22 protein-coding genes, 1 pseudogene and 1 other annotated feature are annotated in these 25216 nt (G+C 41.4%); of the genes and pseudogenes, 9 read left to right on the top strand and 14 right to left on the bottom strand.

The genetic code is table 11. From position 1 onward, the window contains the following. Nucleotides 1–144: 144 nt before the first annotated feature. Nucleotides 145–1989 (bottom strand): sensor domain-containing diguanylate cyclase, encoded by a 1845-nt coding sequence (locus tag GJU40_RS11495; RefSeq protein WP_246188348.1) that lies wholly within the window; start codon nucleotides 1987–1989, stop codon nucleotides 145–147. A gap of 343 nt (nucleotides 1990–2332) precedes the next feature. Between GJU40_RS11495 and rpsD the strand changes: the two genes are divergently transcribed. Next, a complete protein-coding gene (rpsD, locus tag GJU40_RS11490) occupies nucleotides 2333–2935 on the top strand; it encodes a 30S ribosomal protein S4 (protein WP_154307903.1) in 603 nt (200 codons plus the stop codon). A gap of 97 nt (nucleotides 2936–3032) precedes the next feature. On the opposite strand, the gene GJU40_RS11485 is transcribed toward rpsD, so the two are convergent. The 8 genes from GJU40_RS11485 to GJU40_RS11450 all read right to left on the bottom strand — a co-directional run bounded on the left by GJU40_RS11485 (nucleotide 3033) and on the right by GJU40_RS11450 (nucleotide 9087). Then, the gene (locus GJU40_RS11485) at nucleotides 3033–3308 is read right to left on the bottom strand and encodes an iron-sulfur cluster assembly accessory protein (protein ID WP_154307902.1); all 276 of its coding nucleotides are present in this window, start codon (nucleotides 3306–3308) and stop codon (nucleotides 3033–3035) included. 19 nt (nucleotides 3309–3327) lie between these two features. Further along, nucleotides 3328–3756, bottom strand: a complete 429-nt coding sequence (locus GJU40_RS11480; RefSeq protein WP_154307901.1) for a protein-tyrosine phosphatase family protein — start codon at nucleotides 3754–3756, stop codon at nucleotides 3328–3330. 16 nt (nucleotides 3757–3772) lie between these two features. Continuing rightward, entirely contained in the window at nucleotides 3773–4720 is a 948-nt protein-coding gene (trxB, locus tag GJU40_RS11475) for a thioredoxin-disulfide reductase (RefSeq protein WP_154307900.1), read from the bottom strand. Nucleotides 4721–4735: 15 nt separating this feature from the next. Further along, complete coding sequence (gene arsA, locus GJU40_RS11470) at nucleotides 4736–6505, bottom strand: arsenical pump-driving ATPase (protein WP_154307899.1); 1770 nt, start codon at nucleotides 6503–6505, stop codon at nucleotides 4736–4738. 19 nt (nucleotides 6506–6524) lie between these two features. Next, entirely contained in the window at nucleotides 6525–6887 is a 363-nt protein-coding gene (gene arsD, locus GJU40_RS11465; protein WP_154307898.1) for an arsenite efflux transporter metallochaperone ArsD, read from the bottom strand. A gap of 98 nt (nucleotides 6888–6985) precedes the next feature. Continuing rightward, complete coding sequence (arsC, locus tag GJU40_RS11460; RefSeq protein WP_154307897.1) at nucleotides 6986–7405, bottom strand: arsenate reductase (thioredoxin); 420 nt, start codon at nucleotides 7403–7405, stop codon at nucleotides 6986–6988. A gap of 24 nt (nucleotides 7406–7429) precedes the next feature. Next, nucleotides 7430–8728: an arsenic transporter gene (locus GJU40_RS11455; protein WP_154307896.1), complete on the bottom strand. Its 1299-nt coding sequence runs from the start codon at nucleotides 8726–8728 to the stop codon at nucleotides 7430–7432. A 14-nt stretch (nucleotides 8729–8742) separates the two neighbouring features. Then, on the bottom strand, nucleotides 8743–9087 hold the full coding sequence (locus tag GJU40_RS11450; protein WP_343031531.1) for an ArsR/SmtB family transcription factor: 345 nt from the start codon (nucleotides 9085–9087) through the stop codon (nucleotides 8743–8745). A gap of 218 nt (nucleotides 9088–9305) precedes the next feature. Between GJU40_RS11450 and GJU40_RS11445 the strand changes: the two are divergent. Both GJU40_RS11445 and GJU40_RS11440 read left to right on the top strand, forming a co-directional pair. Then, nucleotides 9306–9759: pseudogene (locus GJU40_RS11445) on the top strand (DinB family protein). Between the two features lie 305 nt (nucleotides 9760–10064). Then, on the top strand, nucleotides 10065–10541 hold the full coding sequence (locus GJU40_RS11440) for an STAS domain-containing protein (RefSeq protein WP_154307895.1): 477 nt from the start codon (nucleotides 10065–10067) through the stop codon (nucleotides 10539–10541). Between the two features lie 103 nt (nucleotides 10542–10644). Here the strand turns inward: GJU40_RS11440 and GJU40_RS11435 are convergent, their stop codons facing one another. After that, nucleotides 10645–10962, bottom strand: a complete 318-nt coding sequence (locus GJU40_RS11435) for a hypothetical protein (protein ID WP_154307894.1) — start codon at nucleotides 10960–10962, stop codon at nucleotides 10645–10647. A gap of 141 nt (nucleotides 10963–11103) precedes the next feature. Further along, nucleotides 11104–12360: a tyrosine--tRNA ligase gene (gene tyrS, locus GJU40_RS11430; RefSeq protein WP_343031530.1), complete on the bottom strand. Its 1257-nt coding sequence runs from the start codon at nucleotides 12358–12360 to the stop codon at nucleotides 11104–11106. A 47-nt stretch (nucleotides 12361–12407) separates the two neighbouring features. Further along, nucleotides 12408–12633, bottom strand: a binding site (T-box leader). A gap of 126 nt (nucleotides 12634–12759) precedes the next feature. On the opposite strand from tyrS, the gene GJU40_RS11425 reads away from it, so the two are divergent. Together GJU40_RS11425 and GJU40_RS11420 are read left to right on the top strand one after the other, a co-directional pair. Then, nucleotides 12760–15033: a transglycosylase domain-containing protein gene (locus tag GJU40_RS11425; protein ID WP_154307892.1), complete on the top strand. Its 2274-nt coding sequence runs from the start codon at nucleotides 12760–12762 to the stop codon at nucleotides 15031–15033. Nucleotides 15034–15193: 160 nt separating this feature from the next. Then, complete coding sequence (locus tag GJU40_RS11420; RefSeq protein ID WP_170289387.1) at nucleotides 15194–15706, top strand: hypothetical protein; 513 nt, start codon at nucleotides 15194–15196, stop codon at nucleotides 15704–15706. A 255-nt stretch (nucleotides 15707–15961) separates the two neighbouring features. Here the strand turns inward: GJU40_RS11420 and acsA are convergent, their stop codons facing one another. Then, the gene (gene acsA, locus GJU40_RS11415; RefSeq protein ID WP_154307890.1) at nucleotides 15962–17680 is read right to left on the bottom strand and encodes an acetate--CoA ligase; all 1719 of its coding nucleotides are present in this window, start codon (nucleotides 17678–17680) and stop codon (nucleotides 15962–15964) included. A 163-nt stretch (nucleotides 17681–17843) separates the two neighbouring features. Between acsA and GJU40_RS11410 the strand changes: the two genes are divergently transcribed. From GJU40_RS11410 to GJU40_RS11400, 3 genes are all read left to right on the top strand, one after another. Next, entirely contained in the window at nucleotides 17844–18476 is a 633-nt protein-coding gene (locus tag GJU40_RS11410; protein ID WP_154307889.1) for an N-acetyltransferase, read from the top strand. Between the two features lie 71 nt (nucleotides 18477–18547). Continuing rightward, on the top strand, nucleotides 18548–19192 hold the full coding sequence (locus GJU40_RS11405; protein ID WP_154307888.1) for an acetoin utilization AcuB family protein: 645 nt from the start codon (nucleotides 18548–18550) through the stop codon (nucleotides 19190–19192). Continuing rightward, nucleotides 19189–20367 (top strand): acetoin utilization protein AcuC, encoded by a 1179-nt coding sequence (locus tag GJU40_RS11400; RefSeq protein ID WP_154307887.1) that lies wholly within the window; start codon nucleotides 19189–19191, stop codon nucleotides 20365–20367. Before GJU40_RS11405 ends, GJU40_RS11400 begins: the two co-directional genes overlap by 4 nt. Before the next feature lie 59 nt (nucleotides 20368–20426). Here the strand turns inward: GJU40_RS11400 and ccpA are convergent, their stop codons facing one another. After that, entirely contained in the window at nucleotides 20427–21422 is a 996-nt protein-coding gene (ccpA, locus tag GJU40_RS11395; RefSeq protein ID WP_154307886.1) for a catabolite control protein A, read from the bottom strand. A gap of 293 nt (nucleotides 21423–21715) precedes the next feature. After that, complete coding sequence (locus GJU40_RS11390; protein ID WP_343031529.1) at nucleotides 21716–22795, bottom strand: bifunctional 3-deoxy-7-phosphoheptulonate synthase/chorismate mutase; 1080 nt, start codon at nucleotides 22793–22795, stop codon at nucleotides 21716–21718. Between the two features lie 205 nt (nucleotides 22796–23000). On the opposite strand from GJU40_RS11390, the gene GJU40_RS11385 reads away from it, so the two are divergent. Beyond that, on the top strand, nucleotides 23001–25145 hold the full coding sequence (locus tag GJU40_RS11385; protein WP_154307885.1) for a cell division FtsA domain-containing protein: 2145 nt from the start codon (nucleotides 23001–23003) through the stop codon (nucleotides 25143–25145). The last annotated feature ends 71 nt before the right edge of the window (nucleotides 25146–25216 follow it).

The following is a 25216-nucleotide window of genomic DNA, read 5'->3' as shown; positions in this document are numbered from 1 at the left end:
TTTGCTTCCTTCCTTTAAACGATTTTTTATATCTTATGAAATATTCTTCCTTTTGTAAGCGTTTTCCTTTTAAAATGAAAGAAAACCCGCCCAGGGGCGAGTAAAAGGCTGGCATAAAAGGCTGCTGCTCATTTTATTGGATGATCATTCCTTGCTCCCCTGCTGAAGAAGAACTTTGTTTTTACCGCTTCCTTTAGCAAGATACAAAGCCTGATCAGCTCTTTTAAACACCTTTTGCAGGGAATCTTCCTCTCCGCAGCTCCACCAGGAGACACCGCAGGAGACAGTTACTGCTGGAGAAGTTGTTACTTCCACTTTCTCTACAATCCGTTTTGCCACGGCAGCTCCCGCTTCCAGGTCTGCATGCGGAAGATAAATGGCCAGCTCTTCTCCGCCCCAGCGGGCACCTATATCGTTTTCGCGGATATTTTCTTTTATGATCAATGCCACCTGCTGCAGCACTTCATCACCAACCTGATGTCCGTACATATCATTTACTGCTTTAAAATTATCAATATCAAGGAGAATAAATGTCCCTTGCCTGTCGGCTTTCATTGACATATTAATTTTTTCATCCATATGTCTTCTTGAATAAAGCCTTGTTAACGTGTCCGTTCTCACCAGCATTTCAAGCTCTTCCCTCAGCATAGAATTTGTCAGCGCCAGCGTTGAGTGGTGTATGAGCGACTGAAGAAGCTTAAAAGTTTCAAAGGGAAAGAAATAAGGTTCATGATGAAGAACGATGGCAAGCCCGCGGACTTTTTCACTAACAATCATTGGGACTGCCATCATAGATAAGTACCGGCCGTCATGTATCTGAAGAGAGATATTTCCAATAAACAGACCTTCAGGATCATCTTTGGTTTTATCCCAGGCAAAGGATAAATATTTCGCCCCTTCTCCTGAAGAGAAGAATTCGGTGCTGCCCGGAAGCATTCTTGCTGTTCCTCCCTCTTCCGTATAAACGAAGCACATTTCTTCTCCCCCAAAAGATTCGCTGATTTGTTCTGCCATATATGTCATCGTTTCATGCAGCCGCAGATTTTTATTAAGCTGGTGGGAGGTTTCATTTATCAGCTGAAGATCCGCTATCAGTCTTTTGGATTGCTCGTATAACTGGGCATTTTCAAGCGCGTTTCCTGCCGTGTTTGCCAGCAGTGATATAAAACTGATTTCCTCAGCTGTCTCTCCTGAGGCTTTAAAATGGTTAATCAGAACTTCCAGTACGCCATAAATACCCTGCTTACCTTTTAAAGGAATATAGGCGGCGGTCTGAAGAACTCTTTGATCAAATTCTTCAACGGTCTCTCCTGACAAAAAAGCTTGCATTGCTTTTTCATTGGCAGGATCGCTTTCGGGAAGCAGATTCTTTACGGGCAAGTCAAGAAGCCTGTCATTATCATTATCGTGGGACAAAAACAAATAAAACAGATATTGAGGATACATGTTCTGCAGTGTAGAGACCAGTTCAAGCAATACGCCGTCTTTGTCCATGCTGGCATGCATTCTTTCTGTCAGCCAGTATAACTTTTGATATTTGTTTTCATTGCCGCTAAGCTTTTCACTCTGATAGCAATGGGAAAGAAAGCCTGAGCACAGACGCAAAATCTCCTCCATTTCTATAGAAGAAACACTCTTTTTTGGATAAGCAACAGATACAAGAGCTTCTGTCCTTGCATTCAGTTTGCAAGTTAACATTATCTTTCCTTCTGACTCTGCCCAGCCTGCAGAGAAAAGTTCAGCAGGAAGAATTCTTTTGCTGATCCAGTCAGGCTTCAATTTTTCTTTTAAACCTGAAATACGGACAAACGCTTCCAGCCGGCTGTCATAAATGGAGACAGCAGCTGCCGGAGAATCAAACAAATGCTTCAGCTCATCTTCCAGCAGGGCTGCACCTGCAGAGAATCCGACTGTTTCTTGTTTCCCCTCAAGGATATATGTAAGAAGAGATTGTTCCAGTTTTCTGCTTGCTAAATGTGTACCCAGCATACAATCACCCGAATTTATAAGATACTCGCTTTTGACAATCTTATCCATTATACCATAATATTTATTCTATTTATATTATCGACTGAAATCCTAAAGGTTGAACTCCCGAAGATTTAGAAACAGCCTTGACTTTACCTTTTTAACATCATATAATATTCTTTGTGTAAAATATCGCAGCCTAGTGGTTCAGCAAACATGATTTCATTTTGTTCCTCTGCCTAGAGGTGTATCGAGTAACTCCCTGCTGCCGGAGCGAGGATATATGAAAACAAAATGTGCATGGTTGGAAGAGTCATACTGTTTTTATTTTATGCGAATAAAAACATGAAGGAGGAGTCATATAATGGCTCGTTATACAGGTCCAAGCTGGAAATTATCTCGCCGATTAGGCATATCTTTAAGTGGTACAGGAAAAGAATTGGAAAAACGTCCTTTCGCTCCTGGACAACATGGTCCAACTCAACGTAAAAAAATCTCTGAGTATGGTTTGCAATTGCAGGAAAAGCAAAAGCTGCGCCACATGTATGGTGTAAACGAACGCCAATTCCGCAATCTTTTTGACAGAGCTGGCAAACAAGCTGGTAAGCACGGTGAAAACTTCATGATTCTTTTAGAATCTCGTTTAGACAACCTTGTTTATCGCTTAGGATTGGCTCGTACGCGCCGCCAGGCACGCCAATTAGTAAACCACGGCCATATTCTAGTTGACGGAAGCCGCGTTGATATTCCATCTTTCCAAGTTAAAACTGGTCAAACTCTTTCTCTTCGCGAAAAGTCCCGCAACCTTGACATCGTGAAAGAAGCAGTTGAAGTAAACAGCTTCATTCCAGACTATATAACTTTCGATGCTGACAAACTTGAAGGAACTTTCACTCGTTCTCCTGAGCGTTCTGAATTGCCGGCTGAAATTAACGAAGCTCTAATCGTTGAGTTCTACTCTCGTTAATCTTTTTAGATTGCAGAGTAATGAAAACAAAAAATCCCCTAAAATGTTGTTTATCAACTTTCAGGGGATTTTTTGTTTTTAGCATTTATCCTTTTCCTCAACAATAACTACTAGCTCCTAATAATACTAATCCTGCTCCATTTTCACTTTCTTCTTTATCTAGGGTTATTTCACCTGTTGAGGTAATTTGAGCATCGAATGCTACTCTTATCCCATTGATTGTTTCAATCTTATCAGTTGGCTCTGGTGTATCTAATGATAATGCAAATTGTGGTCCGCAGCATCCAGCAACTGAATAAAGTCGTATTCCTTCTGCCCCATTTTGCGTTAAGAAACATTCTAATATTTCTTTAGCAGTATCTGTTATTTTCATCTAAATCTCTCCAATATATTTATCCATTGTGATAAATTTTTTTTAATGCCTCTTTCATTTCAGTCTTCACATTAATTTTCGGTCGAGCATTTTTCGCTATACCTTCTGCCTCTTCAATAGTGCTGGCCTTTCCTAAAGAAAGCAGGGTTCCTATTGCAACAGTACCAGTTCTATTACTTCCTCCTTGGCAGTGGAAATAAATATTCTTACCTTCATTATAGTCTTTCACCACTTGATCAATGGATTTTTTTATCGATTCTTCTTGATTTGCCTCATCATCCACAATCGGACTATGAATACGATTATATTCTGAATCAGCATTGGGTGATTCTGCTCTTAAATCATACACCACGTCAACTTTTTCATCCTTAAGGACATCTTTAACATCATCAGCTCCACCAATGAAAATTCTATCTTCAATTAATTCGTGATAATTTTTCGTTGTCATTTTAAAATCCTCCTAGTTATAAAGATACACTCCAGTCATGTACACTGGATCCTTCTAAATACCTTTCCGCATCTAGAGCTGCCATACAACCTGTACCTGCTGCGGTAATTGCTTGTCGATACTTCTTATCTCCAACATCTCCACATGCAAAAACACCAGGAATATTCGTTTCGGTTGTGCCAGGGATTACTTTTATATAACCTGTCTCATCTGTATCAATTTTTCCATTTAAAAAGGCTGTATTTGGTGTATGTCCAATTGCTACGAATATTCCATCAGTCGGAATTACTTCTTCTTTATTTGTCTCATTGTTTACTACTTTTAAAGCTGTAACTCCCTTTTCTTCTGCTAAAACCTCGATTGGCGTTTTGTTTAGTTGCCATGAAATCTTTGGATTATCCTTGGCACGTTCCTGCATAATTTTTGAAGCTCTAAGTTCACTTCTTCTATGAACAACAATGACTTCACTGGCAAACTTAGTTAAGAAATTAGCTTCCTCCATCGCAGAATCTCCGCCGCCAATAATAATGACCTTTTTTCCTCTAAAAAAGAATCCATCACATGTGGCACAGGTACTAACTCCACGTCCAATATTTACTCTTTCTCCAGGAATGTTTAACAGTTTTGCAGATGCCCCTGTGGATAAAATGAGAGCCTCTGTTTCCAATTCCCCTAAACCCTCGACTTGTAGTTTGTAAGGTCTTTTGGAAAAATCAACATTCGTAACCCACCCTCTTTTAAAGACAGCACCAAATCTCTCGGCTTGTTTTCTCATGTTGTCCATCAGCTCAGGTCCCATAATTCCACTAACAAATCCAGGGAAGTTTTCAACCTCTGTTGTTAGTGTCAATTGCCCTCCAGGCTGACTGCCTTCGATGATAACTGGCTTCATATTTGCTCGTGCCAGATAAATTGCTGCCGTTAGTCCAGCTGGGCCTGTACCTAAAATAACTACTTTCTCCATTTTCTTCCCCCAATGTTACAATATAAAATCTTTAAGTTTCTCATAACCTACTTTTTCTTCGCTGATCCATTGAACAATCGCACATCTTTCAGCTAAATTTGTAGTGACTTCATGTATCCATTCCTTTTCTGACATTGCTTTGCCCTTTAATATAGGATCAGATGTATCAGCAGCAAATAAACTTTGATTAATCACCCACCATTTTGGATAAATATCTGCTCTCCTTAAATCGTCTTGTAATCTAGAAGCTTCTAGCACTGGTGTAGTTTCAGCTAATGTAACAATGACAACAGAAGTTTCTTTAGGATCTCGTATCTTTGGCAGCAGCTCTGTTACACTTACTGGAACCTCCCCTGTGGACTTAGCAATTTCCTTACTATATGACTGTGCTGCATCTAACAACAATAACGTATGTCCCGTCGGGGCTGTGTCAATCACGACAATTTCATTTTCGGACTTGGCGACTACTTCAGCAAACGCTCGGAAGACGGCAATCTCTTCTGTACATGGTGAATTTAAATCCTCCTCGAGATATGCAAGTCCTTCATGATTCAAATTCTTCCCCGCACTTGCTAGCACTTCTGCTTTATATTTCTGCACTTCCTCTTTCGGATTTATACTGCTTATAGTCAGATTGTTATCTAATTCACTGTTTTGAAAATGATAGGCTATATGTGAGGCAGGGTCAGTAGTTGTAAGATGAACACGATGCCCCTTTTCGGCCAAACCGACCGCTATGACAGAAGCGACAGTAGTCTTACCTACTCCACCTTTCCCCATTGTAAAAATAAGCTTTGTTTTGCTTTCCGAAAATTCATCAATAACATCTTTAAGCTCTGAGATGTTACTAGTATAGTTTTCGTTTTTATTTTCCTGTGTTGGCACCAAGCCTTCTGTAAATAAATACCGTAAATTAGTAACACCAGTTAGTGAATAAGAAACAAAAGGTAACGAATAGATTGCAAGTTGTTTTAGAGTAGCTGGAATTTGGGTTAACGCATCACGCTGCCTATTATAAAATGCTGTGGATACTTCATCTTCTTTTATATAATTTTGTAGAAGTCCATTTACGATAAGCAATTGATTACTAACTCCAATCTCTTTTAACTCCATCGAAGCATGACTTGCTTCTAACAGGGAAGAGGCATCAGGTCTTGTTACTAATAGTAGTGTTGTTTTACTATTATCTGATAGAACTTCAACAGTCTCTGCATAAAGATTTTTTTTGTCAGCCAGGCCTGATAACGGACCTAAACAAGATGCTCCATGGGTACTTACATCCAAAAATCCACTCCAGGCTGTTGGTAGTTGTAAAAGACGTAAAGTATGTCCTGTTGGTGCAGTATCAAAAATAATATGGTCATATTGATGAATAAGCTCTTCGTTAGTCAATAAGGTTGAAAATTCATCAAATGCTGCTATTTCAACTGTACATGCCCCTGATAATTGTTCTTCCATCGTAGCCACAACTGAATCGGGCAGAACCCCTCGATATGGACCAACTACTTTTTCACGATATGTTTCAGCTGATGTATGTGGGTCTAAGTTACTTATAAATAAATTTTCCACATTTGGAACTGATCTAGGTGCATTGGATAATTCAATGGCAAACACGTCTTGCAAATTGGATGCTGGGTCGGTGCTAATTAACAATACTTTTCTCCCGCTATCCGCTAAGGCGACCGCTGTTGCACAGGCTGTGGAAGTTTTTCCAACCCCTCCTTTTCCCGTTAAAAAAAGAAATGGTGTATGAACAACATTTTTTGGATGGAAAGATTGAAACATATTTATCACTTCTTTCTAATTACTGCTTCTTAATGTTTAGAGAAAGCCTTACTCTTGGTTTTTCATTTAACTCTTCAGCTTTTACATCAAACCATGATGCCAGTTCTTTATTGGATGGATACTCTCCTATTTTAGCTATTTGATCATTCACTAATATTATAGGTAATGAATCAGGACCTTTTTCATGTAGAACTTTACTCACATGGCTGTTCTCAGCAAATTTGTCAGGCTCTATTGTTAATTGATATCTTTTTATATCTAATCCTTTCTTCTCTAGAGAAAAAACAGCAGAAGCAAATCGTGTTAATTCAGGATCAGTGCTTGGTCCACATACACCAGTAGAACAACACATGGCTGGGTCAAAAATTTCTACTCTACTCAAAATAAATCCCCCTTAATAATAGTGTATAAGCATATACTTATAAGTTATTCTAAAGGCAGCCAAGAGATTTACTTCTCTTGGCTATACTTATATTTGGATTATTCCCCAGTTTCTTTGAAACGATGAATTCTTTCGCCAATTTCATCACGCACACGTTGGAAAAATGCCCACTTCTCTTCTTCTGTTCCTTCTGCTTTCGCCGGGTCGTCAAATCCCCAATGAACTCGTTTAACATGTGATGGGGTGACTGGACAATGATCAGCCGCATGCCCGCAAAGCGTCACAACTAAATCTGCTTTGTTTAAGATTTCAGGATCAATTGTATCAGAAGTTTGATTAGATATATCAACTCCGGCTCCTTGCATCGCTTTGACTGCATTGGGATTTAAACCGTGCGCTTCAAGTCCTGCACTCTTTACTTCCCACTCTTCCCCTAAATGTTTTTTTGCCCATCCTTCTGCCATCTGGCTTCTGCAGGAGTTTCCTGTACATAAGAAATAGATTGTTTTTTTAGACATGATGATATCTCCTTTATTGTTTAATTAATGAATGATGAGTAACCAAATATATAAACCAACTAGTGTAATAAACAATGTTGGGATGGTTAAAACAATTCCTACTTTAAAATAAGTGCCCCATGAAATTCTCACACCTTTTAGTGACAAAACATGTAACCACAGTAAAGTTGCAAGTGAGCCAATGGGTGTTATTTTTGGACCTAAATCTGAACCTATCACATTTGCATAAATTAATGCTTCACGGGTAACACCGCTTGTGTTAGTATCTGCAATAGCCAGTGCATCAATCATGACCGTTGGCATATTATTCATCACAGATGATAAAATTGCCGCAATGAAACCCATGCCTATAGTTGCGGCAAATAACCCTTGATCTGCCGTTAATTGTATAACGTCGGTCAAAACATTAGTAAGTCCGACATTTCTTAGTCCATATACTACAACGTACATTCCTATTGAGAAAAATACGATTGCCCACGGTGCACCTTTTAAAACAGTTCTAGTATTTACAGCTGAACTTCTTCTCGCCATAATTAAAAAGAATATTGCAATGACTCCTGCAATGATGGAAACGGGGAGTCCAATAAATTCACTTGCAAAATATCCAACAAGGAGGACACCTAACACATACCATGACAAACGAAACATCTTTTCATCACGAATCGCTTCAACAGGCTGTTTTAAATGTGCTAGATTATAATTTCTAGGGATATCTTTCCGAAAATACAAGTACAAAACCAAAATACTAGCTCCTAAAGAAAAGAAATTTGGAATAATCATTCTCGAAGCAAATTCAACAAATCCTATTCCGAAGAAGTCAGCAGATACAATATTCACCAAATTACTAACCACCAATGGTAAAGAAGTGGTATCTGCAATAAAGCCGCTCGCGATAATGAATGGAAATACCATTTTTTCATCGAATTTTAAATTACGCACCATCGCAAGCACAATTGGTGTCAAAATTAGAGCAGCACCATCGTTTGCAAAAAATGCAGCAACTAAAGCACCAAGTATTGATACGTATACAAACATTCGAATTCCATTTCCTTTAGCTGCTCTTGCCATATGCAGAGCTGACCACTCAAAAAAACCTACTTCATCTAGTATTAAAGAGATAATAATGATAGCAATGAATGTTAAAGTAGCATTCCAAACTATGGATGTTACATCTACTACGTCATTAAAATCTACCACTCCAACCAGTAAAGCAAGAATGGCACCTCCGCAAGCAGACCATCCAATCGATAAGCCTTTAGGTTGCCAGATAACCAATACTAGGGTTAGAAAAAAAATCGCCGAAGCTAATATGACTTGTGTCATGCAGATTCCTCCTGTTAATCACACGAAATACGCAATCCCTGCTCTTCCAGTTCTTTTAGTTTAAAATCTTGGCTAGGGAGATGCTCCAGTAGATCCTGAACTAAAGGATAAAAGTCACTTTCTTTATTAAGTGAATATATTATCCATTGTCCTCTGCGTGTTTCCCGGACGATCCCAGCATCTTTCAATTTTCGTACATGTTGACTAATTGCAGGTTGACTGGTTTTAAAGATTTCAACAAATTCACAAACGCAACAATCATGTGAATCTAAAATTTTCACCATTGTTAATCGTGTTTTATCTCCAAATAATTTTAGAAGTGATGAAGCCTTCTCTATTTCAGGGGTTAATTTTTGCACGTAAACACCTCCTCATACACCGATAAATAATAATTCGCTTATATAAAGCTTCATTTATATAATAATTTACTTATATACTGATTTCAAGTATGTTTTTGTAAATGTTTTGTAAAGAAAAACCGTTCAAACTTTATGGATTAGTTTAACCAATCTAGAGGCAGAAATACTAAAATAAGCTTGTAAGGCGTTTATCAAGAATTTTTATGGAGGAGATATATTTGAAACGAATTGAGTTGATTTTGAACCTGCTGGATTCAACTTTCGATAAAGAAAGTTGGTACGCTCCATTTAGAGATGCCATAGCAGGACTTACTGCTGAACAAGCTGCATGGAAACCATCAGGAGAGGCAACTAAAACCATCTGGGAGAACGTTAATCATCTTACTTATTATAAAGAGCGACTTACTGTGAATTTAGAGGGCCGTGAATTGTGATCAAACCTTTACTCTTACAAACCAAGACAACGATGATAGAAAATGGAAAAAAATCATTGAACGAGCAGAAAATGCTCACAGGAATTTAAGACAGGTCTTAACTACAATTTCCGATAAGGAGCTGGATCAAAATTCACTTGAAAAGAAATTATTAGACATAATGCTTCATGATGCTTATCATACTGGACAAATTGTCCAATTGAGAAAAATGCAGGGTTCGTGGCCGTCGCATCGTTAATTGTTGGGAAAAGAACACTACAATTTGCTCCAACAACCCAGATTTCAGGAATATTTTGTTATCTTATGGGGTGTAGTCAATGTATAGCAGAGATAGATTGAAGTTTTTAAGCCTAATAAGGAGAGTTCATGGTGTTTCATTTTTTTATCTTTATCCGACAGAAGACTCCCTCTTCAAGTGCGTGATGAGCTTAAGCTCAGCGATAAGGGGGAGATGAATGGAGGTTGGCGGGTTATTGATTTTCAAATGCTATTTATATGTGTATACTGTGAACATACTGTGTGATGGGTGAGGTTACGATAGATATGAACCAGACTAATGAACAACTGTCTCAAAGAATAACTGAACTTGAAGAAAGAATACGAGAGCTGGAAACAATTATTGAACATTCTTCTGTTCCGATTATTCCTTCCATTATTCCCAATACTGTCCTGATTCCGCTCACTGGAGAACTGTCCCCTTCAAGATTTGAACAGATCATTCCCAGAATTCTCGAAGGCGGAAAAATAAAAGATGTCGACTCTGCGGTCATTGATCTTTCTGCTATTACCACTAAGGAAATCGAAAATCTTAATATAGCCGGGCATTATTTCAGGAATTTAATTGTCTCACTGAACCTGCTTGGCATTCAGGTGTTTTTTGTTGGTTTTACGCCAGCGCTTGCTAAAGAGCTTGTCCAAACAGGCCTCCCTCTCGCAAATGAATTAACTGCCTTTTCATCCTTTAAGGCTGCCTTGACATTCTTAATGAAGAAGAAAGGGCTGGCATTCTCTACTATATAAATGTGATAAAAATGCTAGCCCCGTAACTAACAAACATAACATCGAAGTTTCTGTGCTGTTATGTTTGTTTTTTCTCCAAGTACGATGTTCCCCATAAGGACTGTTAGGCGTCCCCGTAATATTCAGCTGTAAAAAAAAACCATATTCTTTTTACAAGAAAATTACTGAGTATGCCCTGCGTCGCTTTTTCTACAGGAGGCTTTGTCAGGGTATACGCTTTCGCATTCATCTCTGCAAACTTTTGCTCATCTGCTTTATTGTGGTAAACATCATCAACTATTTCAGATGTTAAAGCTGCTTTGGGATAGCCCATTATGAATACATGTGTTCTTAATGCCATATGCGGGGTTGAGTGCAATACAAAAAGAATGATGCCCAATGTCAAAAGAATGATGATTTTTTTCTTCCCAGCAATATTCATGATTGAAAAATCCCCCCAAAAAATATTTGGTGCGTACCCCTTTCTTTAGTGTAACATTTTTTCCCTGCTGAACAGACCACAAAAAAGCTGCAGCCGCGTTTCAAGGAACACAGCTGCAGCTATTTATACATTTCTGCCTTATTAAAAATTAATCAGATAATATTTTTTCTTTCCGCGGCGAATCACGATGTACTTTTGTGCAATTGCATCTTCCTTTGCAACAGTATAGTCAAGCTCCTGTTGACGCTCTCCGTTTACATACACTGCACCATTGGAAATATCTTCTCTCGCCTGTCTTTTTGATGGAGAGATCTTTGCAGCCACCAAAAGATCAATCAAACTAACTTCTTCTTCAGCGGCATCAAAAGAGGGAACATCTTTAAAGCCCTGCTCTATTTCATCTGCTGTAAGTGCAGCAATATCACCGCTGAACAAGGCCCGTGAAATATTTACTGCCTGCTGAAGGGATTCTTCTCCATGAACCATAGCTGTCATTTCCTGTGCAAGTGCTTTTTGAGCACTTCTTTTCTCAGGAGCATCCACCACTTCTTTTTGTAGGGCATCTATTTCATCACGGGAGAGGAAAGTGAAGAATTTCAGGTATTTTATCACATCCCTGTCATCTGTGTTAATCCAGAACTGATAAAATTCATAAGGAGAAGTTTTTTCCCTGTCGAGCCAGATGGCCCCTCCTTCAGTTTTTCCGAATTTTGTTCCATCTGCCTTTGTCACAAGAGGAATTGTTAATCCAAAAGCTTTCGCATCTTCTTCTGACTTTCTAATCAGCTCAAGGCCCGCTGTAATATTTCCCCATTGATCGCTCCCGCCAATTTGCAGCCTGCAGCTCTCTTCCTGATAAAGCTTGAGAAAGTCATATGACTGAAGAATCATATAGCTGAATTCTGTAAATGAAATTCCTGTTTCTATTCTGGATTGTACAGAATCCTTTGCGAGCATGTAATTAACCCCAAAGTTTTTTCCAACATCACGAAGAAATGAAATAACATCCAGCGAGCCGATCCAATCAAAGTTATTGGCAATCACAGCCGGGTTTTTCTGAACTTCAAAGTCAAGAAAGCGGGACAGCTGCCCTTTAATTCTATTAGACCACTCTTCAACAATGTCTCCTGTGTTTAAGGTGCGTTCTGCCTTCTTCCCGCTTGGATCGCCAATCAGGCCTGTTGCTCCGCCGACAAGCGCAATGGGATGGTGGCCGGCGATTTGAAAGCGGCGCAGCGTTAAAATCGGAAGCAAATGTCCAATATGCAGACTGTCAGCAGTAGGATCAAAGCCTGAGTACAGCCGGATCTGCTCATCCTCAAGCACCTTTTTTAAACCCTCTTCATCCGTCACTTGGCTAATCAGCCCTCGAAACTCTAAATCCTTTAACAATTCCACTTTTTTCTCTCCTTTTTTACACAAAATAAAAACGCCCCTTCAATACATGAAGGGACGAATTGTCGCGGTACCACCCTACTTGAAAGAAACCATGTGCAGTTTCTTTCCACCTCTAAAAAATAACGGTTCACACCGTCTTTCACTACTGGGCAGAAAGCCTTTCGCAAAAGAAGCTCATGGACGTAATTCTGAGTCATCTGTGTACTGATTCACAGCAGCCATCAGTTCTCTGGGACAGGGAGATGCTCATCGGGCTCCAATCATAGCCGATTTATTATATTGATAATGAATTTTTATCATACTTTTTGCTCTCTTGTCAAATTCAACAAAATTTATGGCTGATACTTCTTACTTAAAAATCATTTATGATATAATAAACAGGATTTTGGGGGGATGTGCATGAAGAAAAAGCAGGAAAAACCAAGGAATTTGACATATAACAGACAAAAGTGGTGGCGAAGGCTAAATCTTACCTTTGATGTAGCATGGAACTTATTTCTTTTATTCTTTATTTTCGGCTTAATTGGAGCCAGCTTCGCAGCAGGCATTGGAGCCGGATACTTTGCCTCTCTCGTGAAAGACGAACCGATCCGAAGCGAGCAGCAAATGATGCAGGAGATACAAAATTTTGAGCAGACGTCGGAAATGTACTTTGCTGATAACGTTTATCTCGGCAAACTCCGCACAGACTTGGACAGACAGTTTGTTCCGCTTAAAGACGTATCCCCATTTCTTACTCAGGCCATTATTGCTACAGAAGATGAACTCTTTTATGAACATGAAGGAGTTGTCCCAAAGGCTGTACTCCGCGCTCTATTTCAAGAATTTTCAAACTCTTCCTCACGGAGCGGCGGCAGCACCCTGACACAGCAGTTAATCAAAAACCAAATTCTTACAGACGAAGTTTCTTTTGACCGAAAAGCTAAAGAGATTCTCCTTGCACTCAGGCTGGAGCGATTCTTTGAAAAAGAAGAAATTCTCGAATCTTACTTAAATATATCCACTTTTGGCAGAAATAGCTCAGGACGCAATATTGCCGGAGTTGAAACCGCAGCACAAGGGCTTTTTGGAGTCAGTGCGAAAGATTTGACCCTGCCTCAAGCTGCCTATATAGCAGGGCTTCCACAAAGCCCGTTTGGCTATACCCCTTTTACAAGCACGGGAGCTGTGAAGGAAAACCTTGAACCTGGACTGAACAGGATGAAGACGGTACTGAACAGGATGAGAAATCAGGGCTACATCACACAAGAGCAGCATGAGGAAGCTCTTACCTTTCAGCTGGCTGAGGAACTGACAGACAAAAAACCCTCAGTCCGCGAAAAATATCCATGGCTGACTGTAGAAGTGGAGAAGCAGGCAAAGGAAATACTGTACCAAAAGCTCCTACAGGATGACGGATATACACTGGAAGAAGCAAGAAGCAATGAAGAGCTGCAGTCGCAATATTCTTCAAGGGCAGATTCAGAGCTGCGCCTGAATGGCTACAAAATTTATACTACCATTAATAAAGGCATGTTTGAAAAAATGCAGGAGGCTGCAAGCTCCTATCAGTTTTATGGGTCGGACAAAGATCAAGAGAAAATAGATAGTGAAACGGGTGAGATCTTTTTCGTTAAGGAGCAGGTGGAGACAGGCGCAGTCCTGATTGAAAACAGAACCGGAAAAATCCTCAGCTTTGTGGGGGGACGCGACTTTAACCGTTCAGAAACAAATCATGCCACATTAGCATTAAGGCAGAACGGATCAACCATGAAGCCGCTCCTTGTTTATGCTCCAGCCCTGGAAATGGGTCTTATTCAGCCTGGAACAATTATTGAAGATGAAGAATTTATTTACAAAGAAGGGACCAAAGATGAATGGCGCCCGAAAAACTCAACCGGAAATTTCCATGGTCTTGTCAGTATTCGTGAGTCAATGAAGCGCTCTTACAATATACCGGCAATAAAAACCTATATTGATGTGATGGATCGTGACCCTGATGTATTAAGCTATCTAAGAAAAATGGGCTTTTCATCATTAGATAAGAATGACGTCGGCGGACCTTCCCTTGCATTGGGGGCAATGACCAGAGGGGTAACGGTCGAAGAGAATGTGAATGCCTACACCACATTCGCGAACGCAGGAAAATTCATAGATGCTTACATGATTGAAAAAATTGAGGCACAAAATGGAGACATTATTTTTGAGCATCAGGGAACAGAAACGGACGTCTTTTCCCCTCAAACCGCTTATCTGACAATAGATATGATGAGGGATGTTATTTCCTCAGGCACTGCGGCCTCTCTAAGACTGCCATTTCGGTCAGACTGGGCAGGAAAGACAGGAACCGGCCAGGACCTTAGGGATGCCTGGTTTGTTGCCTCTAATCCCAACGTAACCTTTGGCACCTGGATAGGCTACGACACACCTAAGCCTCTTGAGCAGGTGTACAGCGGGCTCACATACAGCCAGAGAAATATTCGCCTGTGGGGCAACTTGATTACTGCAGCATATGAAGAAAAACCAGAACTGATTGCACCTAGGGAACGTTTTCAGAGGCCTGAAGGAATTGCGGAGCGAAACTACTGCTCCCTTGCCAGTGATGTGCCAGCCTCGGCCTGTGAGGAAACGGAATTAACCTCCTCCGACCTGTTTAACATTAGGCATCCGATAAGGTCCGGTGATCATGACTAGGGTTTTAGGCAGAGGGGTAAGGGTGTATTCATATATCGAACTCTTATTTTAATACACACACAGAAAGAGCACTATTCTTATTTGAGGGTAGTGCTCTTTCTTTTTGTTTCAGGGAAGATGGTGATGAAATCTTCAATTAAGCGGGTCCGTTTGTTATACGATGTTGGGGATAGTAGAACAAAGCGGCACTCTTTGTTATAGTATCCTGAAGATAGTAGAACAAAACGGCACTCTTTGTTATAGTATCCTGAAGATAGTAGAACAAAGCGGTACTCTTTGTTATAGTATCCTGAAGATAGTAGAACAAAGCGGCACTGTTTGTTATAGTATCTTGAAGATAGTAGAACAAAGCGGCACTCTTTGCTCTAGTATCCTGAAGATAGTAGAACAAAACGGCACTGTTTGTTATAGTATCCTGAAGATAGTAGAACAAAACGGCACCGTTTGTTATAGTATCCTGAAGTTAGTAGAACAAAACTGCACCGTTTGTTATAGTATCCTGAAGTTAGTAGAACAAAACGGCACTCTTTGTTATAGTATCCTGAAGTTAGTAGAACAAAGCGGCACTGTTTGTTATAGTATCCTGAAGATAGTAGAACAAAGCGGCACTGTTTGTTATAGTATTCTGAAGATTTTCAAAGATAGTAGAACAAAACTGCACTGTTTGTTATAGTATCCTGAAGATAGTAGAACAAAGCGGCACTGTTTGTTATAGTATCCTGAAGTTAGTAGAACAAAGCGGCACTCTTTGTTATAGTATCTTGAAGATAGTAGAACAAACCCCCGCCCGTTGATTAAACCATCTTAAAAGTTTGCGAAAAATAGTAGAACAAACCACAGCACCAGCTGCCATCTCACAGCAAATTCCCCAAGCTGCTCTCCTTAAAAAAAGGCACCCCAATATCTCTGGGACACCCTTCTTCTTCTCTTAATCTTCCATTGTGCTAAGGTCACCGGCCGGGAGATCCAATTCCCACGCTTTCAGGACCCTTCTCATAATTTTCCCGCTTCTTGTTTTTGGCAGTTTGTCTTTGAATTCTATTTCTCTTGGTGCCGCATGGGCAGCCAGGCCTACTTTAACAAACTGCCTGATTTCGTCCTTCAGATCGTCAGTGGCTTCATATCCGTCACGCAGCGCAACGAACGCTTTAATGATTTCTCCTCTGACAGGGTCCGGCTTGCCAATGACTCCTGCTTCAGCTATTGCAGGGTGTTCAACCAGCTTGCTTTCCACCTCAAATGGCCCGACTCTTTCTCCTGATGTCATGATGACATCATCGATTCTTCCCTGAAACCAGAAGTAGCCATCTTCATCCATATAGGCTGAATCTCCGGATACATACCAGCCTGAAGGCATAAAGTAAGATTCATATTTTTCTTGATTGTTCCAGATGGTGTGCATCATGGACGGCCAGCCTTTTTTAATCGCGAGGTTCCCCATTCTGTATGGAGGCAGTTCCTGTCCCTGATCATCCACAATGGCGGCCTTCACACCAGGAATCGGCTTGCCCATTGAACCTGGCTTGATTTCCATGCAAGGATAGTTGCAGATCAGCTGTGCGCCCGTCTCTGTCATCCACCACGTATCGTGGATACGCTGCTGAAATACCTTCATACCCCATTTGATTACCTCTGGATTGAGCGGCTCTCCCACACTCAGCACATGCCTCAATGAATTCATGCGGTATTTTTTGACTAGCTCATCTCCTGCTCCCATCAGCATTCTGAATGCGGTAGGGGCACTGTACCAGACTGTTACTCCGTATTCTTCAATCGTCTGATACCACGTTTCCGGTTTGAATCTGCCTCCTAGGATGACGTTGGATGCACCGTGAAGCCATGGCCCGAAAATTCCGTATACCGTTCCCGTTACCCAGCCAGGATCCGCTGTGCACCAGTATACATCATCTTCGTTTAAATCCAGGACCCATTTGCCTGTCATATAATGCTGCACCATTGCCTCGTGAACATGGAGCACACCCTTTGGCTTCCCTGTTGAACCTGACGTGTAATGAAGCAGCAGTCCGTCTTTCTTATCTACCCATTCGATGTCCAGCTCACGATCAGCATTCTTCATTTTTTCGAGAAGATTAATGCAGGGCCCTTCTTCTTTCACTCCGTCTCCAACCAGTAGTACATGTTTTAAAGAAGGAAGCTGATTCACTGGTATTCTTTCCAGAAGCTCAGGAGTTGTGATAATTGCCTTGGCTTCACTGTCCTCCAGGCGGTCTTTGACGGCTCCCTCCATAAAAGCTTCAAAAAGAGGTCCGACGATTGCCCCAATTTTAATGGCACCCAGTATAGAAAAGTAAAGTTCTGGCGTTCTTGGCATGAACACAAACACTCTGTCTCCCTTTTCGATGCCGGCATGCTGTCTGAGTACATTTCCGGCTTGATTGGAAAGGTACTTCAATTCTTTGAAAGTGTATTTCTCGTTTCTTTCCTGATCACGGTAGTAAAGAGCCACCTTGTTTTTCCGAAATGTTGCTGCATGCTTGTCAACGGCTTCATAAGCAGCATTGATTCTACCAGTTTCTGACCATGAAAAATTTTTTTCTGCTTCTTTCCAGTCAAAGCTGTTATACACATTGTCATAATCAGCTAATTGATGGTTACCCTTTGCTACTGGCAGCGCTTCCAACTTCATTTCTGACATCCCCCTTATGTAAGTATGATCCCTTTTATTATAGTACAGCTGTCTATTTTTCTCAATTTTTAAAAAAATAGCCCCAAAAATATTGTAAACGCTTTACTTTTTTATTTTTACAGTATAATAGAGATAGAGTAACAGAATTATAGGTGGTGAACACATGGAACATCCAAAAACATATCATGCCAAAGAAATTAAAACACCTCACGGTACCTTGATTGTGGAAGGTCCTGTTTCACAGGAAGCCCTTTCTTCGTACGAGTTTCATCCCGGTTTGACTGCTTTCCGCCCTCCTGAGCAGCAGCACAAGGCTCTGGTGGAAATTGCCGGCCTGCCGGAAGGAAGAATTCTTATCGCCCGCAACCGCCATACCATTATCGGCTACGTTACATATTTATACCCTGATCCGCTGGAAAGATGGTCAGAGGGAAATATGCAGGATTTAATCGAATTGGGTGCGATTGAAGTTGCCAAGGAATTTCGGTCCTATTCTGTTGGAAAAACGCTTTTGAAAGTAAGCATGCAGGATGACGCGATGGAAGATTACATTATAATTACCACAGAATATTATTGGCACTGGGACTTAAAGGGAACGGGATTGAATGTGTGGGAATACAGGAAGATCATGGAGAAGATGATGAATGCAGGAGGCCTTGAATGGTATGCAACCGACGAACCCGAAATCAGTTCGCATCCTGCCAATTGTTTAATGGCCAGAATCGGCAGCAGAATTCCTCCAGAGTCGGTGCAGGAGTTCGATAAACTGAGGTTTATGAATAGATTTATGTACTAATTTACAATACTGGAGGCTTTTTTAGAAACTGCTTAAGGAGACTATCAAGGCTTAAACAAAGGGGTGATCTCATGATTGTGGAACAAATCATGAATAAAGAAGTAAAGACGCTGAAGCCTGATCATACACTGGAACAGGCGATTGCCATGATGAGCGAGAAACGCATCAGACATATTCCAATCGTGTCAGATGATGATGTTCTCGTTGGAATTATCAGTGACAGAGATGTGAAAGAAGCCAGTCCATCTATATTTCAGCTGCACAACTCGCTGGACGACTTGAAAAAGCCTTTGAAGAAAATAATGAAAACAAATGTAATTACAGGGCATCCTTTAGATTTTGTGGAAGAAGTTTCAGCAATATTCTTTGAGCATAAAATAGGCTGCCTGCCTATCCTTAAACAGGGGAAGATTGTCGGCATTGTAACAGAGAGCGACTTGCTGCATACGTTTGTCCAGCTTACAGGCGCCAATCAGCCAGGTTCCCATATTGAAGTAAAAGTATCCAATGTGTCCGGTGTGCTGGCGGAGGTTGCAGGAATTTTTCAAAAAAGAAGAGTAAATATATCCAGTGTCCTGCTGTATCCTGCAGTGGACGAAAATGACAAAGTACTTGTGTTTCGGGTGCAGACCATGAACACTTCTCCGCTCATTTCTGACCTTGAATCAGCAGGATATGATGTTCTTTGGCCTAATATGCAGGGGAAGCTGACATGAAGGATAGCGTTTTTATCTATTCTCCCCAGTTTCAGCAATATAAGTTTCACAATACCCACCCTTTCAATCAGCTGAGAGTTGAACTGACGGTGGATCTGCTGAAGCAGATGGGGGAACTGGCTGATGAGGAAATTGTCCCCCCACGGCTTGCTGCCGAGGATGAGCTCGCACTGATTCATGACCGCGGTTTTATCCGTGCAGTGATGGCAGCAGGAAATGGGACACTTCAAGCTCAGGAAGGACTTAATTATGGAATAGGGACTGAGGATACACCTGTGTTTAAGGGCATGCACGAAGCCAGTGCTCTTCTTGTGGGCGGCACCCTCACAGCAGCGGATCAAGTGATGTCTGGAAAAGCAAAACACGCAGTAAATCTGGGAGGCGGCCTGCATCACGGTTTCAGGGGAAGAGCCTCAGGATTTTGTATTTATAATGACAGTGCGGTCGCCATTAAATATATTCAGGAAAAATACGGGGCAAAAGTTCTTTATGTGGATACTGATGCACATCATGGGGATGGTGTTCAATGGGCTTTTTATGATGATCCTAAAGTATGCACCCTGTCCATTCACGAAACGGGCAGATACCTTTTCCCTGGGACGGGCAACATTACTGAGCGCGGCGCCGGCCAAGGGTACGGTTACTCATTTAATATACCGCTTGATGCTTTCACAGAAGATGAGTCCTGGCTTCATGCTTACAAAACTTCTTTAACAGAAGTTGCAGCTTTTTTTAAGCCTGATGTCATTATTACTCAAAATGGAGCTGACGCACACTGCTATGATCCTCTTACTCACCTATCCTCAACAATGAAAATATATAAGGAAATTCCAAAGCTTGCCCATTCCATTGCCCATCAGTATTGTGACGGCCGCTGGATTGCAGTTGGAGGAGGAGGCTATGATATATGGAGAGTTGTCCCAAGAGCATGGTCGCTCATCTGGCTGGAAATGAAAAATAAAGAAGTATCAGGGCAACTGCCTGCTGCCTGGGTAGAAAAGTGGCGGGATGCCGCTCCTCTTGAACTTCCTCTCCTTTGGGAAGATGATAAGTGTATTTATCAGCCTATCCCAAGAAAGCTGGAAATAGAGGAAAAGAACGCACAAACCGTTGACAAAGCACTGTACACAATCAGATCCGGCCGACAAACGGAAAAAACAGAATTCAACTGCTAAGACATTCTGTTTTAGATTGGTAACTGCACTAAAAAAGGCGCAATATGCTGCGCCTTTTTTTACTTAGTTGACTGCCTGATTTCAATGCGGTGCGGCAGCTCCACTTTATGCTCTTCAACCTCTTCTTTGTTCATTAATTTGGTCAGCAGCCTCATTGCAACAGCCCCAATATCATATGTTGGCTGTACAACTGTTGTCAGCTGCGGGCGAACCATGACAGCCAGGCGAGTATTATCAAATCCGATAATTTCTATATCCTCCGGAATACTGTAGCCCCTGTCTTGAGCTGCATGTATCACTCCAAGAGCCATTTCATCAGTACCTGCAAAGATTGCTGCCGGCTTCAGCTCTTCAAGCTTTTCGAATGCCTCTATTCCAGAATCATATGTGTAGTCGCCTTCAAAGATGTATTCTTCATCTACTTCCAGCCCAGCATCTTTCAAGGCTTTTGTATAGCCGTCCATCTTCATCAGCTTATTAACAGGCTCTTCCATAGGTCCAGTCACATAAGCAACTTTTTTATGGCCCTTTTGAATCAGCATGGAAACGGCATCATATGCACCCTGCTCATAATTAATGTTAACCGAAGGAGTTTCTCCCTCCAAGTCAACCGAAGCTGCCAGTACAATTGGGACAGGGGAACGTTTAAATTCTTCAACATGTTCGTTTCTAATATGTCCGCTCATGAAAACGATTCCGTCTACCTGCTTGCCAAGCATCGTATTCAGAAGATGAAGCTCTTTATCTTTATTCTGATCAGAATTACTCAGAATAATATTGTACTTATACATGGTTGCGATGTCTTCAATCCCTCTTGCCAGCTCAGAATAAAACGTGCTGGATACGTCAGGTATTACGACTCCGACAGTTGTCGTTTTTTTGCTTGCAAGTCCTCTTGCAACAGCATTAGGCCTGTAGCCAAGCCGATCAATTGCCTCAGAAACCTTCTTCCTCGTAGTCGGCTTTACATTCGGGTTACCGTTCACTACCCGGGAAACAGTAGCCATTGAAACATTTGCTTCACGTGCTACATCATATATTGTTACATTGCTCATTTTTGCACACTCCTTTTCTTACTAACCTTCTTATCACTTTTATGTATGATGAACATTTACAGCGGCAAAGCCGTAAATTGTCATAAATTCAGGCTATATGTAATTTATCATACGATACTATGAAAACGTAAGCAATGAATTTACATGGTTTTAACCCTTTAAATCATCACTTTGTGAACTTTTATAAAAATATGGAGAATTGAGGGGGATTTTGTCATGATAAACAAAAGTAATTATTCATAAAAAATGAAGCTGCGAGGTTAGTATTCGCAGCTTCATTACCAATTATTCATTTACTTTACTGCTTTTGCAAGCGGTCTAAGTTCCTGAATCCAGTCGTTAAATTGATCAATGTCCATCTGCTGGGCAGAATCTGACAATGCGACAGCCGGGTCAGGATGAACTTCAGCCATGACTCCGTCCGCACCAATCGCCAGTGCTGCTTTCGCTGTCGGCAGCAGCAGGTCTTTCCGGCCTGTTGAGTGGGTTACGTCTACAAATACAGGCAAATGGGTTTCCTGCTTAAGAATAGGAACAGCAGAGATATCCAGCGTATTCCTTGTCGCTCTTTCATACGTTCTGATGCCGCGTTCACAAAGAATAATTTGATCGTTGCCCTGCGAGATGATGTATTCAGCAGCATTTATGAATTCTTCAATTGTTGCTGCAAGCCCTCTCTTAAGAAGGACAGGTTTTTTCACAGAGCCGGCAGCTTTCAACAGCTCGAAATTCTGCATGTTACGTGCGCCGATCTGGATGACATCTATATATTCTACGGCAGTTTCGATATCGGCAGGGCTGACAATTTCGCTGATTACTGCCATATCATATTCATCTGCCACCTTCTTTAGAATTTTCAAGCCTTCCATACCTAGTCCCTGGAAGTCATACGGGCTTGTGCGGGGCTTAAATGCGCCTCCGCGGAGCAATCTGATTCCCTGCGCTTTTGCTGCCTTTGCAACTTCAGCTACTTGTTCATAGCTTTCAACTGCACATGGGCCAACGATAAAGGATTGACCTCCGTCCCCCACTTTTTCTCCTTTGATTGTGACAACTGTATTTTCAGGCTTGTTCTTTCTCGATACCAAAAGCTCTTTTTTATGATCTTCTTCCTGAAGCTCCAGCCCTGCTTTAAAGATTTCTTTAAATATATGCTGCAGCGTGGCATTTTCAAAGGGACCGTCATTATATTCTTTAATCAAATCGAGCATCTTTCTTTCACGGACAGGATCATACCGGTCGACGCCCTGATTTTTTTCCTTTGCTTTTCCGATGTCGCTCACAAGTCTGCCGCGTTCATTCACCAGCTTCAGGATTTGAAGATTGATTTCATCGACTCTTTGTCTCAGTGCTTCTAATTCTGCTGAACTCACGTTTCATCTTCCTTTCAATTCATCTAAAGATACGCACACTCTAGATTTCGTTTATTAATAAAAAGAAATATGTTACATTTTCTTTAAGTAATTAGTGATTATTATATAGGATGAATTACAAGATGTCACTAAAAAACTTTAATATTTAAACGCTTTTAAGTGATAAAGCGAATATAAGCTTACTAATAAAAGAAGGTGTATAGCTTTGGAACATCATCCCTTAACATTTGCGCTGGATATTGGCACGAGATCCGTTGTCGGCTTGATTCTGGAAGAAAACAGCGGCAATTACCGTGTATTGGAGACTGTAATAAAAGAACATGAAGAAAGGTCTATGCTCGATGGACAAATTCATGATGTTCTTGCAGTATCTAAAGTCATTTTATCAGTTAAAGAACAACTTGAAAAAACATACGGCCCGCTGAAAAAAGCATGCGTTGCAGCTGCAGGAAGAGCGTTAAAAACCGAAAGGGCCAGGGTTGACGTGGAAATCGGCGGGAAGCCCATGATTCAAAAAGAGGACATCCTTCATCTTGATTTGGCTGCTGTACAGCAGGCACAAATTCAGCTGGCAGAAAAAAAGACAACCGGTGGATCAGGAAATGATGACTGTGTCGGCTATTCTGTATTGCGCTACAAATTGGATGACCAGGAGATTGGAAGTCTGATAGATCAGCAGGGGGAAACTGCCTCTGTTGAAATTATAGCCACCTTCCTTCCAAAGGTTGTAGTGGAATCCCTTCTTGCCGCCCTGGCGAGAGCAGGTTTGGAAATGGAGGGTCTTACACTTGAGCCGATCGCAGCGATCAATGTTCTCATTCCTCCTTCCATGAGAAGGCTTAATGTTGCACTTATTGATATTGGCGCAGGTACATCCGATATTGCCATAACGAATGAAGGAACAATCACAGCCTATGGAATGGTGCCCGCTGCAGGTGATGAAATTACAGAAGCTGTTTCTGATGCTTTTCTCCTTGATTTCCCGCTTGCGGAAAAAGCAAAGAGAGACATACAAGGTGCTGATTCAATTACCATTCAGGATATTCTCGGATTTGAAGAAAGCGTGTCACGGGAAGATTTTATTGAGAAAATCCGGCCCGCTGTCCTTAAGCTTGCTGAACATATTCAAAAAGAGATATTGCTTCTCAATAACCAGGTTTCTCCAAAAGCGGTCATGCTTGTCGGTGGAGGAAGCCTGACTCCGGAATTGCCTAAAGTGCTTGCAGAACTGCTGGGCCTTCCTGAGAACAGAGTCGCAGTGAGGGGAATTGATGCCATTCAAAATGTTGAGTTAAATGAGCAAATGCTCAAAGGACCTGAGCTGGTCACACCAATTGGCATTGCCATTGCAAGCAAGCAGAATCCCCTGCAGTACATTCAGGCAGAAGTAAATTCTGTAAAAATCAGGATGTTTCAACTGAAGGAACTCACTGTTGGGGACTGCATTATCTCTTCCGGCCACTCTGTTAAAAAGCTGTACGGCAAACCTGGCCCCGCGCTGTTTGCTGAATTGAATAACCAGAGGATTGCGCTTCCCGGATCACATGGCAAGCCTCCTGAAATTATTAAAAATGGAAAAGCAAGCTCACTGGATGAACTCGTTAAACACGGAGATGTCATTAAGTTAAAAAGCGGCGATAACGGAGAAGCTCCTGCCGTTACAGTCCGTGAGGCAGCTGACCTGGATCCCCACCGGTTCTACACTATAAATGAACAGAGGATCCAGATTTTTCCCGAGGTTATCATTAACGGAAACAAAAGCTCGCTGGATGAAATTGTGAAAGATAGAGATCAGATTATCTGTAAATACCCTGAAACTGTTGGAGACGTCTTGAAAGAGGCAGGAATGAGCAGCCTGGAAGCAGATAAAGTCTTCCGACTATATATCAACGGCAAGGCTGCAGAGTTTGAACAGTTTTCACGAAGGCTCTTGAAAAACGGACTTCCTGCATCCCCTGCTTCCAAGGCTGAACATAACAGTGTAATTGAGTATCAAAAGCACACACAGCCGAATACACAGGAAATCGCTGAGCTGCTTGGCAGCCCCCTGTATAAAAGAATGGATATTTTCTTTGATGATCAACCCATTTCTCTTCAAAAAGAATGGCATTGTATCGTGAAAGATGGAAAAAGGTTAAAAGCGGGAGATTACTTGAACAATGGTGATCATATTGAGCTGAAAACATCTCAGCCGGACGAATTTATTTTTCAGGATATTTTTGCAGCAGTTGAAGTAGCCGTTCCTGATTCCGGCAAACATTTTACACTGCTGCAAAATGGCAGAGAAGCTGCCTTTCACCAACAGCTGCAGCCGGGGGACCGATTAGAAATAAAATGGGAGCGAAAGTGAGCAGGGTTGTTCAGGTAAAATTGGTCATTTTTCCAGCCACCATTTCTCTTAGCTGCCCTGCTGCACAAAAA

This window comes from Metabacillus lacus (assembly GCF_009674805.1).
Lineage (GTDB): Bacteria > Bacillota > Bacilli > Bacillales > Bacillaceae > Metabacillus_C > Metabacillus_C lacus.
This window is presented reverse-complemented; position numbering and strand designations above follow the sequence as displayed.

Coding starts and splice junctions, on each gene's coding strand:
- GJU40_RS11495 (WP_246188348.1), bottom strand. CDS start 1,989: ATGCTGGGTACACATTTAGCAAGCAGAAAACTGGAACAATCTCTTCTT.
- rpsD (WP_154307903.1), top strand. CDS start 2,333: ATGGCTCGTTATACAGGTCCAAGCTGGAAATTATCTCGCCGATTAGGC.
- GJU40_RS11485 (WP_154307902.1), bottom strand. CDS start 3,308: ATGAAAATAACAGATACTGCTAAAGAAATATTAGAATGTTTCTTAACG.
- GJU40_RS11480 (WP_154307901.1), bottom strand. CDS start 3,756: ATGACAACGAAAAATTATCACGAATTAATTGAAGATAGAATTTTCATT.
- trxB (WP_154307900.1), bottom strand. CDS start 4,720: ATGGAGAAAGTAGTTATTTTAGGTACAGGCCCAGCTGGACTAACGGCA.
- arsA (WP_154307899.1), bottom strand. CDS start 6,505: ATGTTTCAATCTTTCCATCCAAAAAATGTTGTTCATACACCATTTCTT.
- arsC (WP_154307897.1), bottom strand. CDS start 7,405: ATGTCTAAAAAAACAATCTATTTCTTATGTACAGGAAACTCCTGCAGA.
- GJU40_RS11455 (WP_154307896.1), bottom strand. CDS start 8,728: ATGACACAAGTCATATTAGCTTCGGCGATTTTTTTTCTAACCCTAGTA.
- GJU40_RS11440 (WP_154307895.1), top strand. CDS start 10,065: ATGAACCAGACTAATGAACAACTGTCTCAAAGAATAACTGAACTTGAA.
- GJU40_RS11435 (WP_154307894.1), bottom strand. CDS start 10,962: ATGAATATTGCTGGGAAGAAAAAAATCATCATTCTTTTGACATTGGGC.
- GJU40_RS11425 (WP_154307892.1), top strand. CDS start 12,760: ATGAAGAAAAAGCAGGAAAAACCAAGGAATTTGACATATAACAGACAA.
- GJU40_RS11420 (WP_170289387.1), top strand. CDS start 15,194: ATGTTGGGGATAGTAGAACAAAGCGGCACTCTTTGTTATAGTATCCTG.
- acsA (WP_154307890.1), bottom strand. CDS start 17,680: ATGAAGTTGGAAGCGCTGCCAGTAGCAAAGGGTAACCATCAATTAGCT.
- GJU40_RS11410 (WP_154307889.1), top strand. CDS start 17,844: ATGGAACATCCAAAAACATATCATGCCAAAGAAATTAAAACACCTCAC.
- GJU40_RS11405 (WP_154307888.1), top strand. CDS start 18,548: ATGATTGTGGAACAAATCATGAATAAAGAAGTAAAGACGCTGAAGCCT.
- GJU40_RS11400 (WP_154307887.1), top strand. CDS start 19,189: ATGAAGGATAGCGTTTTTATCTATTCTCCCCAGTTTCAGCAATATAAG.
- ccpA (WP_154307886.1), bottom strand. CDS start 21,422: ATGAGCAATGTAACAATATATGATGTAGCACGTGAAGCAAATGTTTCA.